The organism is Flavobacterium terrigena, assembly GCF_900108955.1.
Lineage (GTDB): Bacteria > Bacteroidota > Bacteroidia > Flavobacteriales > Flavobacteriaceae > Flavobacterium > Flavobacterium terrigena.
Window position 1 is genome coordinate 1 of record NZ_FNYA01000008.1, and the last position, 14,915, is coordinate 14,915.

15 protein-coding genes are annotated in these 14,915 nt (G+C 31.5%); 7 read left to right on the top strand and 8 right to left on the bottom strand.

Annotated elements, in window-relative coordinates; genetic code table 11:
- From BMX42_RS12425 to BMX42_RS12435, 3 genes are all read left to right on the top strand, one after another.
- On the top strand, positions 1–405 hold a 405-nt coding region (locus BMX42_RS12425; RefSeq protein ID WP_143055651.1), incomplete at its 5' end, for a T9SS type B sorting domain-containing protein.
- 12 nt (positions 406–417) lie between these two features.
- Positions 418–1,422, top strand: coding sequence for a PorP/SprF family type IX secretion system membrane protein (locus tag BMX42_RS12430; protein ID WP_091314892.1), 1,005 nt, complete (start codon positions 418–420; stop codon positions 1,420–1,422).
- Between the two features lie 50 nt (positions 1,423–1,472).
- Entirely contained in the window at positions 1,473–1,988 is a 516-nt protein-coding gene (locus BMX42_RS12435; protein WP_091314896.1) for a gamma carbonic anhydrase family protein, read from the top strand.
- Between the two features lie 133 nt (positions 1,989–2,121).
- Here the strand turns inward: BMX42_RS12435 and murI are convergent, their stop codons facing one another.
- The 8 genes from murI to BMX42_RS12475 all read right to left on the bottom strand — a co-directional run bounded on the left by murI (position 2,122) and on the right by BMX42_RS12475 (position 10,186).
- Complete coding sequence (gene murI, locus BMX42_RS12440; RefSeq protein WP_091314901.1) at positions 2,122–2,898, bottom strand: glutamate racemase; 777 nt, start codon at positions 2,896–2,898, stop codon at positions 2,122–2,124.
- 73 nt (positions 2,899–2,971) lie between these two features.
- Complete coding sequence (locus tag BMX42_RS12445) at positions 2,972–3,478, bottom strand: OmpH/Skp family outer membrane protein (protein WP_091314904.1); 507 nt, start codon at positions 3,476–3,478, stop codon at positions 2,972–2,974.
- 37 nt (positions 3,479–3,515) lie between these two features.
- Positions 3,516–4,352, bottom strand: coding sequence for an OmpH/Skp family outer membrane protein (locus BMX42_RS12450; protein ID WP_091314907.1), 837 nt, complete (start codon positions 4,350–4,352; stop codon positions 3,516–3,518).
- A gap of 37 nt (positions 4,353–4,389) precedes the next feature.
- The gene (gene bamA, locus BMX42_RS12455; RefSeq protein WP_091315329.1) at positions 4,390–7,002 is read right to left on the bottom strand and encodes an outer membrane protein assembly factor BamA; all 2,613 of its coding nucleotides are present in this window, start codon (positions 7,000–7,002) and stop codon (positions 4,390–4,392) included.
- A gap of 7 nt (positions 7,003–7,009) precedes the next feature.
- Positions 7,010–7,744 carry an isoprenyl transferase gene (locus BMX42_RS12460; RefSeq protein WP_091314910.1) on the bottom strand — a complete coding sequence of 245 codons (735 nt, stop codon included), beginning with the start codon at positions 7,742–7,744 and terminating at the stop codon, positions 7,010–7,012.
- A gap of 1 nt (position 7,745) precedes the next feature.
- Entirely contained in the window at positions 7,746–8,432 is a 687-nt protein-coding gene (porG, locus tag BMX42_RS12465; protein ID WP_091314913.1) for a type IX secretion system protein PorG, read from the bottom strand.
- 198 nt (positions 8,433–8,630) lie between these two features.
- On the bottom strand, positions 8,631–9,515 hold the full coding sequence (locus BMX42_RS12470) for an NAD kinase (RefSeq protein WP_091314916.1): 885 nt from the start codon (positions 9,513–9,515) through the stop codon (positions 8,631–8,633).
- Between the two features lie 11 nt (positions 9,516–9,526).
- A complete protein-coding gene (locus BMX42_RS12475; RefSeq protein ID WP_091314920.1) occupies positions 9,527–10,186 on the bottom strand; it encodes a CBS domain-containing protein in 660 nt (219 codons plus the stop codon).
- A gap of 90 nt (positions 10,187–10,276) precedes the next feature.
- On the opposite strand from BMX42_RS12475, the gene BMX42_RS12480 reads away from it, so the two are divergent.
- The 4 genes from BMX42_RS12480 (at position 10,277) to BMX42_RS12495 (ending at position 14,900) form a co-directional block, all read left to right on the top strand.
- Positions 10,277–10,990 (top strand): pyridoxine 5'-phosphate synthase, encoded by a 714-nt coding sequence (locus BMX42_RS12480; RefSeq protein WP_091314924.1) that lies wholly within the window; start codon positions 10,277–10,279, stop codon positions 10,988–10,990.
- A gap of 23 nt (positions 10,991–11,013) precedes the next feature.
- Positions 11,014–11,772: an alpha/beta fold hydrolase gene (locus BMX42_RS12485; protein ID WP_091314928.1), complete on the top strand. Its 759-nt coding sequence runs from the start codon at positions 11,014–11,016 to the stop codon at positions 11,770–11,772.
- A 119-nt stretch (positions 11,773–11,891) separates the two neighbouring features.
- A complete protein-coding gene (locus tag BMX42_RS12490) occupies positions 11,892–13,151 on the top strand; it encodes an OmpP1/FadL family transporter (RefSeq protein WP_091314931.1) in 1,260 nt (419 codons plus the stop codon).
- 18 nt (positions 13,152–13,169) lie between these two features.
- On the top strand, positions 13,170–14,900 hold the full coding sequence (locus BMX42_RS12495) for a G-D-S-L family lipolytic protein (RefSeq protein WP_091314935.1): 1,731 nt from the start codon (positions 13,170–13,172) through the stop codon (positions 14,898–14,900).
- Positions 14,901–14,915 lie beyond the last annotated feature (15 nt).

The following is a 14,915-nucleotide window of genomic DNA, read 5'->3' on the forward strand; positions in this document are numbered from 1 at the left end:
ACTGGAAATCTAATTTATTCATTAGATGGAGGTGCATGGCAAAGTTCAAATGTGTTTACAGGAGTTCAAGCTGGTTCACATGAAATTATGGTAGAGGATACAGAAGGATGTACGAGTATAACAAAAACAGTAGAAGTAATAGATTACCCTAAATATTTCACACCAAATGGTGACGGATTTAACGATAAATGGAAAATTGTTGGATTAACAGCAAAACATAACGCAAAAATTTATATATTTGACCGATATGGAAAACTGATTAAGCAAATTGATCCATTAGGAGATGGTTGGGACGGTAAATACAACGGCCAAGACATCCCTTCAACAGATTATTGGTTTAATGTGGACTATATTGAAAACAATCAAGAAAAACAATTTAAAGCACATTTTTCGTTAAAAAGATAATATTAGAATACTATGAAACTAAGAAATTTATTACTCCTTAACTTAATTATTTTTTTTCAATCGGCATTTTCACAAGAAGGAATAGCTGTTTATACAGATTATCTAACAGATAATTATTATTTAATTCACCCTTCAATGGCTGGTGCTGCAAACTGTGCTAAATTGAGAGTAACTGGAAGACAACAATGGTTTGGTCAACAAGATGCTCCGTCATTACAAACTATGAGTTTCAATACATCTTTAGATGAAGATGGAAAATCAGGTATGGGTATTATTGCATTTAACGATAAAAATGGATATCATTCACAAACTGGAGGAAAATTATCATATGCACACCATTTGTTATTTTCTCGTTCTAAGGCAGATTTAAATATGCTTTCTTTCGGATTAAGTGCTGCTTTTGTTCAAAGTAGATTAGATGAGACAGCTTTTACAGTTTTCGATCCTCAAGTTTATGGTGGAATTACTCAAAAAGATTCTTATTTTAATTTAGATGTTGGTGCTTCATACCATTATATGGATTTCTTTACTCACGTAACAGTTAAAAATTTTATTGCTAACAGAAGAGAGTTATATTTAGAAGGTGTTGAATCTGATAATTTAAGAAAATATTTATGGAGTTTAGGTGCTAACTTTGGAGATGATGAAAGCATTTCAGTTGAGCCTTCTTTTATGTTTCAAATTACAGAATACACTGGAGAGAAATCTATTGATTTAAATGCGAAAGTTTATAAAGCAATGGAATTTGGTAAACTTTGGGGTGGGCTTTCATACAGAAGAAGTTTTGATGGTGCTCAATACACTGAAGGAGAAGGAGTAGTTAATGACCAAAAATTACAATGGATTACACCGTTTGTTGGTGTGAATTTCAAACAATTTATGGTTGGATATTCGTATAATCAAGTTATGGGAAATGTTAAATTCGATAACGCAGGATACCACCAAATTACAATTGGTATGAATTTATTCTGTAAAGAAAAAGCATTTGATTGTAACTGTCCTGCAGTTTCAAACTAAAATATTTAATCCCGATTTATTCGGGATTTTTTTTTATAAATGATTTTATTATGATTATTAAAGAAGTTAGAGGGAAAAAACCAGCCATTCCTGCAGATTGTTATATAGCAGAAAATGCTACTATTGTGGGTGATGTTTCTTTTGGTGAAAAATGTAGCGTTTGGTTTAACGCAGTCGTTAGAGGTGATGTAAATTTTATTTCTATTGGAAATAAAGTAAATATTCAAGATGGAGCAGTGATTCATTGCACCTATTTAAAACATCCTACAATTATTGGAAATAATGTTTCTATAGGGCATAATGCTATTGTTCATGGTTGTACGATTCATGATAATGTTTTAGTGGGAATGGGAGCGATTATCATGGACGGTTGTGTGGTAGAAAGCAATTCGATAATTGGTGCAGGAAGTGTAGTAACTCAGAATACACATGTAGAAAGTGGCTTTATTTATGCGGGTATTCCGGCTAAGAAAGTAAAAGCTTTAAATGCAAGTGATTTCGCTGGCGAGATTGATCGTATTTCTAATAACTACGTTATGTACTCAAGTTGGTTTAAAGAAGACTAAAAAAGCGTTTATTTGAATTATAGCCGTGGTTGTAGCGGCATCCTTTTATTTTGTTGCCTGATAGAAGGCAACAAAATAAAAGATATAGCGGAAGACACGAAGATTTGTTTTTATGAAAACGAATTTCGTGCTTCTAAAAATCTTTATAATTGACTTTGTATTTAGGTCCGATTAATTCTTGCATCACTTCAGCTGAGCTATTCACGTAAAAGGTATGATGCACATCATTAGAAGTGTTAAACAAATTATTAATTTCTAATATGTGTTTGGTTTGTTTCGCAACCGCTTCTCCAGAATCAATAATTTTTATGTGATTTGGAATGATTTTTTTTATTTGTGGAATTAAATAAGGGTAATGGGTGCAACCCAAAACTAAATAATCAATATCTTGAGCAACCATTGGAAGTAGGTATTCTTCTAAAAGTTGCGACATTTTTTCGGAATGCATTTCTCCATTTTCTATAAGTTTTACTAAATCGAAACCAATTTGTTCTACAATTTTAACGTCAGAATATAAAGCTACATTTTGATGAAACAACTCGCTATTTAAGGTTCCTTGAGTAGCTAAAATTCCAATTTTTTGTGTTTTTGAATGAAGAGCCGCAGGTTTTATAGCTGGTTCGATACCAATAAACGGAACATCGTAAGAGGCTCTTAGAACTTTAATGGCATTTGTGGTTGCGGTGTTGCAAGCCACAATAATAAGTTTGCAATTATTATCAAGTAAAAATTCGGTATTTTTTTTACTTAATTCTATTATTTCTTCTGGTGTTTTTTGTCCGTAAGGCGCGTTTTTACTGTCGGCTAAGTAAATGGTGCTTTCATTAGGTAAAAGTGCGTGTACTTCCTTCCAAATGGATGTGCCGCCTACGCCAGAATCGAAAAGTCCTATTGGGTTTTTATTGCTCATAAAACAAATGTAAAAAAAAACTGCTCAATCTAAAAATAAGATTGAGCAGTTGTAGTATTTTTTTGTACTGTTATTAGAAACCTAATTCTTTTTTAACATCAGCTAATAAATCTGTTCCATCAGCTAATAAAACTCCACTACCTACAGTAGAATCTAAAACGTATTGAATTCCTTTAGCACGTGCTACTTTTTGGATAGCTGCTTGTGCTTTTTCCATTAATGGTTTTTGTAATTCAACTGATTTGTCTTGTAATGATTTTGAAGCATCATCTTGATATTTTTGAATTCTTGAACCGAAATCTTGCATTTCTTGAGAACGAGTTTCGTTTAAAACATCACCAGCTGTTGGAGCTTCTTTTTCGTATTGCGCTCTTTTAGTTTGGTATTCAGCAACTAATTTTTTGTATTCAGCATCATAACCATCTCTTAATTTTGTTAATTGAGTTTCAGCTGCTTTCATTGCTGGCATTGTAGTCATTAAAGCACTTACATCAATATGTCCAACTTTAGTTTGAGCACTTGCTACTTGCGCTCCAAAAAACATTACTATTGCAATAAATAGGGTCTTTAATTGTTTCATTTTAATTTAATTTTAATTAATTTTTAATAAGGGTTTTTTAATCTTTTTTTGGTTCTGGGTTATTATTGTTTTCTTTTTTCTTGTTTAATAAAGCTTCTCTTTTTGCTTTTTGCTCGTCTAATAATTTCTGACGGGCTTCTGCTCTTGTTTTTAAAAGTTCTGCTCTTTTATCATCTGCTTCTTTTTTCTTCGCAGCAGCTGCATCTTTACGTTCTTGTAATTTTCTTTCTCTTTCGTCTTTAGTGGCTTGAACTTTTTTCTCTTTGTCTAATATTTCAGGATTTTCAGTAGTTTCAAATTCTCTTAATTCTTTTGCTTCCTGAATTTTTTGTTGTTTTTTAGTCAACTCTACTTTCTTCCCTGCTCTTGCTAAAGCGTCAACTACAAAATCACTAATATCAAATCGTTCTGCTGTAAAAAGCATGGTTAAATCTGATGATTTGTCGAAAATGAAATCGTAATTTCTTTTTGCAGCAATGTCTTGTACAATATTAAATACTTGATCTTGAATTGGTTTTACTAGCGCCGATTTCTGAATCATTAAGTCGCCTTGTGGTCCAAATCGTTTTTGTTGGTAATCTAGCATGTCTTTTTCAAGAACATTTATTTCTTCTTCTTTATCGTTAATTAATTCCTTAGTTAACAATACTTTTTCAGAAGCTAATGCATCTTTAAGTTTTTTGATTTCATTTTTCTTGGTTTCAATTTCTTGCTTCCAAGTATTTGCCTTTTGTTCTAATTGATTTTTAGCTTCGGCATATTCTGGAACTTTTTCCAAAATATATTCCATATCTATATAACCAATTTTCGTTGTTTTTTGAGCTTGCGCTGCAAATAAAACAAAACTAAAAAGTAAAACAAAATATTTTTTCATAAACTTAAAATGTTAAATTCAACTATCGTGCCAAAGTTTAAAATTGTTGTCCGATGATAAAGTGAGTTTGCCATCCACTTTTTGTTGTATCACCAGGAACAGGATCGAAACCATGAGCGAAATCTATACCTAATAATCCGAATGCTGGCATAAAAACTCTTAATCCGAAACCTGCAGAACGTTGCAATTTGAATGGATCAAATTTCTTGAAATTGTCATATGCTGAACCCGCTTCAACGAAACTCATAGCATAAATTTTTGCTGCTCCTTTCAAAGTAATTGGGTATCTTAATTCCATAGAGTATTTGTTGTAAACAGTTCCTCCGTTAGGCGAAGATAAGGAATTATTTGGATATCCACGTAATTGTATTACTTCTCTACCATCTAAAGAGTAGTTAGCTAAACCATCTCCACCAACATAAAATCTTTCGAAAGGTATGATTCCTCTGTCTTGATTGTATGCGCCAAGGAAACCGAATTCACCTCTTGTACGTAAAACGAATTTTTTATATAATTTAGTATACCAATCTCCAGTAAACTTAATTTTGTAAAATTCTAACCATTTAAATCTTTCTTGGTCAATTTTAGATTGATCGGCAACAGCTTTTGTGTAATCTGGTGTATTGTTACCAAATTCATCAATATACATAGTAACTAGATTACCATTAGTATCTACTTCATTTGAATTTAGATTTCTTAATTTATTTTCTTCTTTATCTTTTAAGCCAGCATAGTCAACACCATTAAATAATGAATATGGTAATGAAAATTTAGCAGAAACTGAAAAAGTTGAACCTCTTTCTGGGAAAATAGGATCGATACTTCTACTATCTCTCGTTAATGAAGTTGTAAAAGCTAAGTTACGTGAAGCTCCATTACCAAATGTAAATAATCCAGTATTATAATTATTTAAATCGTAGTATGAGAATGAAACAGAGTTTGATAAAGTGAAATAATCATCTGGCACTTTTAATCTTTTTCCGTAACCAACTGTTATAGTTGAAATGTTGAAACTTTTATCTCTTGTTACATCTCTTGATGAGTAATCATATAAAAATTGTTTACTGTGTGATAATGAAGTAAAGAAACTAATTGGTTTTTTACCTCCTAACCATGGTTCAGTAAATGATAAACTATAAACTTGGAAACTTTGACTTCCTTGTAAACGTAAAGACATTTTTTGTCCATCACCCATTGGTAAAGGATCATATGCTTTTCTGTTGAAAATGTTTTTTAATGAAAAGTTGTTAAATGATAAACCTAAAGTTCCGATAAAACCTCCAGCTCCATAACCACCTTGTAATTCTACCTGACTTGAACCTTTTTCCACAACTGTCCAATCTAAATCTACAGTTCCTGCAGCAGGATCCATATTTACTGGTTCTGGTCTAATCGCTTCAGCATCAAAGAAACCTAGTTGACCTAATTCACGAACAGAACGAATTACATTTTCTTTATTCCATTTTTCTCCTGGTCTGGTTCTTAATTCACGATAAATTACTTTATCATTCGTTTTGTCGTTTCCTTTTACAGTAACGTTATTTAAATAGGCAACTGGCCCTTCAGTAATTCTAATTTCAAAGTCAATAGTATCGTTTTCTGTTTTTACTTCAACAGGATTAATACTTGACCATAAATATCCATTGTTTTGGTATAAGTTAGAAATGTCTTCACTATCTGGAGCAGAATTGTCTGCTATTCTTTTTTGTAGTAAAACGCCATTGTAAACTTCTCCTCTTTTAATTCCTAAAATAGAATGTAGAACTTGGTCTGAATACACCGTGTTTCCTAGGAATCGGATATCACCAAAATAATATTTTCTACCTTCTTCGATGTTTATATCGATGTTAATTTTGTTCTTTTTCTTGTCTAAAACAACATTTTCTGATATAATTCTAGCGTCTCTGTATCCTTTTTCTTTGTATTTTGACACTAAAGAAGTTAAATCTTCTTTGTATTTGTCTTTAATGAATTTTGAAGATTTAAAAAGTCTGTAAATTTTCTTTTCTTTAGTATTTTTAAAAGTTCTTTTTAATTTTCTATCAGTCAATTTTTCATTACCAGTAAAATTAATTTTTTTAATTTTTACTTTTTTACCTTTATCGATAAAAACAACCATATCTACCTTTGAATCAGTAGAATCTGCTAAAGTATTTATAGTAATTTTTGCATTGAAATATCCGTCTTTTTTAAACTTGTTTTCAATGTAGTTTTTAGTATTTGTAACTAAGTTATCATTAACAACTTTACCTTTCGTAAGTCCTGTTTCCTTAATAATATCTTCTTTTTTACCTTTTTTTACACCTTTAATTTTTACTTCGTTAAGTTTTGGTAATTCGTACAATTCTAATTCAAGAAATACACTTTCGCCTTCAACTTTTTTAACGTAAAAATTTACATCGTTAAACAAGCCAAGTTTCCAAAGTTTGGTAATAGCATTGCTTATTTCTTCACCTGGAACTCTAATTTTGCTGCCAATTTCAAGTCCTGTAAAAGTAATTACTGTTTGTTCATTAAATGAAACTTTTCCTGTAACTTCTATTCCTGCTAAGGTGTATTCTTTTCCTTTTTCGAATGTTGTTTCTTGGGCATTTATTGTATTTCCTATAAATAATAAGGCAAATAAAAATAGTATTCTGTTTTTAAACATTGTCAATTTATCTAATTTGTTCGCTAGTTTTTCCAAATCTTCTTTCTCTTTTTTGATAACTTATTAGTGCTTTTTGTAATTCTTCTTCGTTGAAGTCTGGCCAAAGCACTTCTGTAAAATAAAATTCAGCATATGCAATTTGCCATAGTAGGAAATTACTTATCCTGTGTTCGCCACTGGTTCTTATTACTAAGTCCACATCTGGCATGTTCTGCGTGTAAAGATGCTGATTAATAATTGATTCATCAATAGCATCCGTTGAAATTATATTATTTTTAACTTTTTCAGAAATTATTTTAACAGCATTTATGATTTCATCTCTAGCGCCATAACTTAAGGCTAAAGTCAAAGTCATTCTTGTGTTGTTTTCAGTTTTAGTTATAACTTCTTGTAATTCTTTTTTTACACCAGAAGGTAAACTGTCTAAGTTACCAATGGCATTTAATCTTATATTGTTTTCTTGTAATGTTTTTAATTCTTTTTTTAACGCACTAATTAATAGCTTCATTAATGTGTCGACCTCAATTTTTGGTCTGTTCCAGTTTTCTGTTGAAAAGGCGTAAAGTGTTAAAAATTCAATACCTAGTTTGGCACAACTTTCAACAGTTTGTTTCACAGATTTGGTTCCTTTTTCATGACCAAAAACGCGTAACATTCCTTGTTTTTTTGCCCAACGACCATTGCCATCCATAATGATAGCTAAGTGTTTTGGTAAATTATTTTTGTCTATTTCTTTTTCCATTTTATTTATTTGCACAAAAACATGGGTTTTTCCCAAATGTATATGTTAATGTGAATCCTGTAAAAACGTACCAATCTTTATTGTTTAAATTCCCAAATTTTAAGGTTTCGAAATTTTCGTTTTTAGGATTACTACCATCTAAATTATCTGTAAATGTATATCTCGCACCAGTTTCTAATCCTAGTACTAGATGATTTGCAATTTTTGCTTTTACACCCACTACCATCGGAATGGCAAATGAATAATCTTGATAATCTATTTTACTTACTTTATCAATAACAAAAGTTTCATCGTAAATGAACGCTGAAAGTCCTGAGTAAACATAAGGTGACCAAACAAAATCAGACTGATGCAAATCGAAATCTAAAAAATTAAATTCTAAACCTGCAGAAAACTCTTTAATGTTATTTTTTATTTCAAAACCTCTTAAATTTCTATTTGGCGCATCACTTTCAACATCTTTCGCTGAAATTGATGTTTGAATATAAGAAAATCTCCAAGAATGTCTTGTGCTTCTGTTCCATTTATAAAGAACCCCTAAAGCCGCATCATCTGGTGCAAAGTACTTAGTCTTTCCAACGTCTCCGATGTAATTACTACCGCCTACAAAAACTCCTAATTCGTGTATTTGTCCGAAAGAAGTAATGCAGAATAAAAATCCGATAATATTTAATAAAAATCTTTTCATTTTTTAAATAGTTTGCAAATATAATAATATTGAGGTACTAACCACCTTAAACCAAGTTTTTTTGATGATTTACTTTGATTTAATAACGCAAAAAAATGAAAATTCGTGTGTTGTTCCGATTATGTATTCAAAATGGTTTGTTATAAATCAAACTATTTTTATGTTAATTCGAAATTATTTTTGAAGTTTTTGAACGAATTAATTTCTTTTGTCTTCTCCCCAAAGCAGTTTTTTTCTTATTGTTCTTAAGAAACCTTCTTCTGGAAATTCAACAATTAAGATGAAAAAATTCGACTTTTTAACGGTAAGTGCCGTTTCGTTTGAAACAGAAGTCATTCTAGAATCTAAAGAAACTAAGTATTGTTCTTCTCTTCCTTTGATTCTTAAGGTAAGTTCCGAATCGTCAGGAATGATTAAGGGTCTGGCAGTTAAATTATGTGGAGCAATTGGTGTAATTACAAAACAATTTGAAGTTGGCATAATTACGGGGCCACCACAACTTAAAGAATATCCTGTAGAACCAGTTGGTGTAGAAATAATTAAACCATCTGCCCAATAGGAATTCAAATATTCGTTATTAATGTAGGTTTCAATTGTAATCATGGAAGTGGTATCTTTTCGGGAAACCGTAATTTCATTTAAAGCGAAATTAATATCTTCTAAATCTGAATATACTGGATGTGCATTTAAACTTACCAAAGTTCTTTTTGAAATTGAAAAATTGTTTGCTAAAACGCGATTCAATAAATTTTCTATATTTTCTTCTTGAACAGTTGCTAAAAACCCAAGTCTTCCAGCGTTAATTCCAATAATTGGTAAGTTCGAATCTCTAACAAAAGTTGCAGCTCGTAAAATAGTTCCGTCTCCACCAATACTAATTAAATAATCGAAATTATCTTTCAAACATTCATGAGAATTAAAAGTATTGTAGTTGGCTAATTGAACGTTGTTTTCAATTAACTTATCATAAAAGACACTGTAAAAACAAATTTCAATATTTTTTTCTTCTAAAAATGCCACCACTTTCTCTACGATAGAATGTGTATTGTTTTGATAATACTGGCCAAATACTGCTATTTTCATCTGTAGATACTTTAAATATTTAAATATTTGTCTAAATAATCTGAGCGGTCTTTTAAGCCAGCTAAGTACGAATCTTCCTGATGTTCCGATAAAATTGTGTAATTGTATCTTCTAAAAGTTTGTATGATTTCGTTAAAATTATTTTGTGATATTTTTAGTGTAATTTGGGTCAAAGTTGGTGTACTATTAGAGATAAAAACACCTAAAATTTTAGAGTCATTACTCTCTACAATTTGGCAAATTTGACTAAAGGTAAAATCTGTTGTTTCTTTTTCAATTACAATAATTCCACCATCTTCTTTTACAAAAGTAGTTTCGTTTAAAAAATGCAACACATCGTCTAATTCATAAAAACCAATATATTGATTTTTATCATCTAAAACAGGTAATAAATTCGTGTGATTTTTCGAAAATTCTTCAAAAATATCAAACCAATTCATGTTACTTCGAACAAAAAATCGATGTAAACTTAATTTGTGTTCATTAATTAAGTTGGTAGTTGGAAGAATTTCTGCTTCTTCTTTAGCAATGGAACCAATATAAATACCATTTTCTAAAACAGGAAAATGAGAATAGTCATAATCTAAAAACAAATTTTCCACATCGGCAAATGAATCACTGACTTGTAAAGGTTGAAATTGGTTGTTTAAAAAATCTGTAATTTTATCCATGTACTGTAAATTCAAATCTATTGCAAATTAAGTAAAAAATACAAATTAGTCTTATTTTTGTTTGTAATTTTGTACAAATTAAATACAATTATGACAAAGTTATCTGTTAATATTAATAAAATTGCGACCTTAAGAAATGCTCGTGGTGGTAATGTTCCTGATTTATTGCAAGTTGCAAAAGATATTCAAAAGTTTGGTGCGAACGGAATTACGATTCATCCGCGTCCAGATGAAAGACATATTACCTATCAAGATGCAAGAGATTTAAAAAATGTAGTGTATACCGAATATAATATAGAAGGAAATCCACAGCATAATTTTATCGATTTAGTTTTAGAATGTAAGCCAGATCAGGTGACTTTAGTGCCTGATGCTATTGGAGTATTGACTTCAAACGCAGGTTGGGATACTGTAAAACATCAATCGTATTTAAAGGAAGTCGTTCAAGAATTTCAAAGAAATGATATTCGCGTTTCCATTTTTGTAGATCCAATTGAAGCTATGATTGACGGAGCAAAAGAAACTGGAACCGACAGAATTGAATTGTACACAGAAGTTTTTGCGCATCAATATGGTTTAGGAAATCAAAATGCTATTGAACCTTTTGTGAAAGCTGCGATTAGAGCTAACGAATTAGGTTTGGGAATTAACGCTGGTCACGATTTAAGTTTAGATAATATCCAATTTTTTAAAGACAACATTCCAAATTTGCTAGAAGTGTCAATTGGTCACGCTTTAGTTTCTGAATCTTTGTATTTAGGTTTTGAAAACGTAGTGAATATGTATTTAAGAAAATTGAAATAAATTTTTCAGAAAACTTTTAGGATATGTTATACTCAAAAATAGAAGGTGAAGGAACTCCGTTTTTAATTATTCACGGATTTTTAGGAATGTCGGACAATTGGAAGACCTTAAGCACGCAATTTGCCCAATTGGGTTTTCAAATCCATTTGTTAGACATGCGAAATCATGGAAAAAGTTTTCATTCCGATGAATTTAGTTATGAAGTGATGGTGGAAGACGTGAAAGCGTATGTCGATTTTCATAATTTAGAAAACATCACACTTTTAGGACATTCGATGGGTGGAAAAATTGCAATGTTATTTGCAACAACTTATCCAGAATTGGTTGAAAAATTAATCATTGCTGATATCGGTCCGAAATATTACGCGCCACATCACCAAACTATATTAGCGGCTTTAAATGCGATTGATTTTTCTGAAAAACCAAGTCGAACTGAAGTGGATGAAATCATTTCGGAATACATTTCAGATTTCGGCACGAAACAATTTTTATTAAAAAACTTGTATTGGGTAGAGCCTGGTCAATTAGGTTTTCGATTCAATTTGAAAGTTTTTAATGATAAGATTTCTGAAATTGGAGCACCACTTCCAATTGAAAATCATTTTAACAAACCAACTTTATTTCTTCGTGGAGATAAATCAGATTATATCTTAGATTCCGACTTCGAAACCATTTATTACCACTTTCCAGAAGCAAAAATAAGCACAATCCCAAACGCTGGACACTGGCTTCACGCTGAAAATCCTACTGCTTTTTATCATGAAGTTGGAAATTTTATCTAAAATTCCTGTAAAAAATACTATGTATGCATAATATTTTTGTTAAAAACGTTGGTGATTTCATAATTTATGTTAATTTTGATTAAATATTTTAACAAAAAAACTAAACTAAATTTTAATTTATGAGAAAATTATTTTCTTTATCATTACTAACTTTGGCTTCGGCTTCTATGTTCGCAGGTGGATATAGAGTTTCGATTCAAGGTCAGAAACAATTGGCGATGGGGCATACCGGAGTTGCAGTTGTAAATAGTGCAGAGGTTACTTTTTTTAACCCTGCTGGTATGTCTTTCTTAGATAAAAAATTCAACTTGTCAGTTGGTGGAAATGCATTGTTTGCAAAAACAAGATATCAAAATTCTCAGTACAATCAAACTGCGTCTACAGATAATATGGGAACACCATTTAGTTTGTATGCGACTTATAAAATTGCTGATTGGGTTTCTGCTGGTTTAGCTGTTTATACACCTTATGGTTCATCTGTAGAGTGGGATAAAGGTTGGCAAGGTGCTCATTTGGTTAATAGTATTGATTTACAAGCTATTTTTGTACAACCAACAATCTCTTTTAAAATTGAAGATGTGTTTAGTATTGGTGGTGGACCTATTTATGCAAATGGTAGTGTGAACTTTAACAGAAACATTACGCCAAATCCATTATTAGGTAACACGAATGTAGATTTAGAAGCTAAAAACATTACTGCTTGGGGTTATAATGTTGGTTTTATGTTTAAGCCAGCAAAACAAGTTACTTTAGGAGTTGATTACCGTTCAGAAATTATAATGGAAGCTAGAGGAGGTTCTGCAAATTATTTAGATAGAAATGATGTTGCAAATTTAAATCCTGCTTTTACTGATGGTACTTTTGATGCAGATTTACCATTGCCTGCGGAATTAACAGCTGGTTTATCTTTCAAACCATCTGAAAAATGGTTATTTGCTTTTGATTACAACTATACAAAATGGAGTGCATATAAAGCATTAGATATTACAATTTACAATCAGAATTCAACTCCGATTGTGTCAAAAAACCCAAGAAATTATCAGGATTCTAATACATACCGTTTTGGGGTACAATATCAAGCTACACAAAAATTCACTCTTCGTGGAGGTTATTATATTGACGAAAGTCCAGTTCAAGATGGATACTTTGCTCCAGAAACACCACGTAACGATTCTGTAGGTTATACAGGAGGTTTAACATATCAAGTAAATGATAAATTAGGTATAGATGTATCGTTCTTGTATTTACACTTTGATGAAATCGATAATTCTTATGATTATTATGATGATCCATTAACTACTACAGGATATACAAAATTCGGTGGAACATATAAATCAACTGTATTTTCTCCAGGTATTGGTATAACTTACGGTTTCTAATTTTTTAAAAATATTCAAATGAAAAATAAATTTATACTATTAGCAACTTTAGCAATTGGTTTTGCAAGTTGTGAACCAGAATTTGAAAATGAAGTAAATGCAAATTATACTTCTGGAGATGCAGATTTTTCTTCTTATGTAGCCGTTGGTAATTCACTTACTGCTGGATATATGGATGGAACAGTTTCAAGAGGAAGTCAAGCAAATTCTTATCCGAGTTTATTAGCACGACAATTTGCTTTAGTTGGCGGTGGTGCTTTTACGCAACCATCTTATGCAGATGATGTGAATAATAGAGGAGGATTAATGTTAGGAGGGATGCCAATTGGAAGTTTGAGATTAGTAATTAATGCTGATTTAAAAAGAGATGGAGGTGGGAATTTAGTGTATGATGCAAATAAAAACCCTGTAGCTAAAGGAGTTCAGCCTATTGGTTTAACTGCTGGGCTTACTTCAACTATAGAGGTTTCTAATCCGTTACAAAGAAGTGCATTTAATAACATGGGTGTTCCTGGCGCAAAATCTTTCCACTTAGTAACTCCAAGTTATGGTGATTTAGCAGGTGTTAATACTATTCCTCAAACAGCAAATCCTTATTTCGTACGTCATGCAACTTCGAATAGTGCTACTGTTTTAGGTGATGCTATGATTAAAAACCCAACTTTCTTTACAAACTGGATTGGTTCTAATGATGTATTGGCATATGCAGGAAATGGTGGTGCAGCTAGTAATGGAACTTCTCCAGCAGCAGATCATAATGTAACAGGAATTACAAATCCAAATTCTTATGGCTTTTATGACATTACAAATAGTAATACGTTTGAAAGTGTGTATTCTACAATTGTTAATACGTTAACTTCTAATGGAGGAAAAGGTGTAGTTTGTACTATTCCTAGTATAACTTCAATTCCTTTTTTTACAACAGTTCCTTATGCTCCATTTACAGTAATGAGTTTAGGTAATGATTCAACGAAGAGTAGAAGTCAACAATCAGTTTTACAACAACAAACAGATGGTAATGCTAAAATAGCTCAATTAAATGCTTCGTTGTACAGTAATTTAGATGGAATTTTCACTGCTTTTGGTGAGCCTAACCGTGTGAATCCTTTTACTGCAACAGGACCAAATCCTTTACTGATAGTTGATGTCGATGCTGCTGATAGAACTGCTCAGATTACAGCGGTTTTAACACCACAATTAGGAGCGCCAACTGCTGCTGCTTTCGGAGCAGTATTTGGAAAAGCACGTCAAGCTACTTCTGATGATTTAATTATATTACAAGCTAGTGGAATTATTGGTCAGCCAAACCCTTCTGCACCATCTCCATTAATTAATTTAAATGGTATTACTTATCCTTTAGCAAACAGATGGGTGTTAACAGCTAACGAAAAAGCAAAAGTAGCTTCAGCAACTGCGGCATTTAACGCTTCTATTGTTGCTGTTGCGAATGATATAAATACTACTGCTGGACATACTGTTGTTGCAGTTGCGGATATGAATGCAATTATGAGTCAATTGGTTTCTGGTATTAAAACAGGAGACGGTTCTATTTATACAGCTAATTATTTTAGTGGTTCTTCAACAGAAGGTAGTGTGTTGTTTTCTTTAGATGGTGTACATCCAAATGCACGTGGATATGCAGTAATTGCTAATGAAATTATTAAAGTTATCAATAGAGATTTTAAAGCAAATTTACCGTTCCATAATCCTTCTTATTTCCCTGGTATTCATATTGTACCAAGTAATTAAGTAAAGATTTTAAAT

Bases quoted from the DNA above. Each gene is read 5' to 3' on its own strand.
- BMX42_RS12430 (WP_091314892.1), top strand. From the start codon at position 418: ATGAAACTAAGAAATTTATTACTCCTTAACTTAATTATTTTTTTTCAA.
- BMX42_RS12435 (WP_091314896.1), top strand. From the start codon at position 1,473: ATGATTATTAAAGAAGTTAGAGGGAAAAAACCAGCCATTCCTGCAGAT.
- murI (WP_091314901.1), bottom strand. From the start codon at position 2,898: ATGAGCAATAAAAACCCAATAGGACTTTTCGATTCTGGCGTAGGCGGC.
- BMX42_RS12445 (WP_091314904.1), bottom strand. From the start codon at position 3,478: ATGAAACAATTAAAGACCCTATTTATTGCAATAGTAATGTTTTTTGGA.
- BMX42_RS12450 (WP_091314907.1), bottom strand. From the start codon at position 4,352: ATGAAAAAATATTTTGTTTTACTTTTTAGTTTTGTTTTATTTGCAGCG.
- bamA (WP_091315329.1), bottom strand. From the start codon at position 7,002: ATGTTTAAAAACAGAATACTATTTTTATTTGCCTTATTATTTATAGGA.
- BMX42_RS12460 (WP_091314910.1), bottom strand. From the start codon at position 7,744: ATGGAAAAAGAAATAGACAAAAATAATTTACCAAAACACTTAGCTATC.
- porG (WP_091314913.1), bottom strand. From the start codon at position 8,432: ATGAAAAGATTTTTATTAAATATTATCGGATTTTTATTCTGCATTACT.
- BMX42_RS12470 (WP_091314916.1), bottom strand. From the start codon at position 9,515: ATGAAAATAGCAGTATTTGGCCAGTATTATCAAAACAATACACATTCT.
- BMX42_RS12475 (WP_091314920.1), bottom strand. From the start codon at position 10,186: ATGGATAAAATTACAGATTTTTTAAACAACCAATTTCAACCTTTACAA.
- BMX42_RS12480 (WP_091314924.1), top strand. From the start codon at position 10,277: ATGACAAAGTTATCTGTTAATATTAATAAAATTGCGACCTTAAGAAAT.
- BMX42_RS12485 (WP_091314928.1), top strand. From the start codon at position 11,014: ATGTTATACTCAAAAATAGAAGGTGAAGGAACTCCGTTTTTAATTATT.
- BMX42_RS12490 (WP_091314931.1), top strand. From the start codon at position 11,892: ATGAGAAAATTATTTTCTTTATCATTACTAACTTTGGCTTCGGCTTCT.
- BMX42_RS12495 (WP_091314935.1), top strand. From the start codon at position 13,170: ATGAAAAATAAATTTATACTATTAGCAACTTTAGCAATTGGTTTTGCA.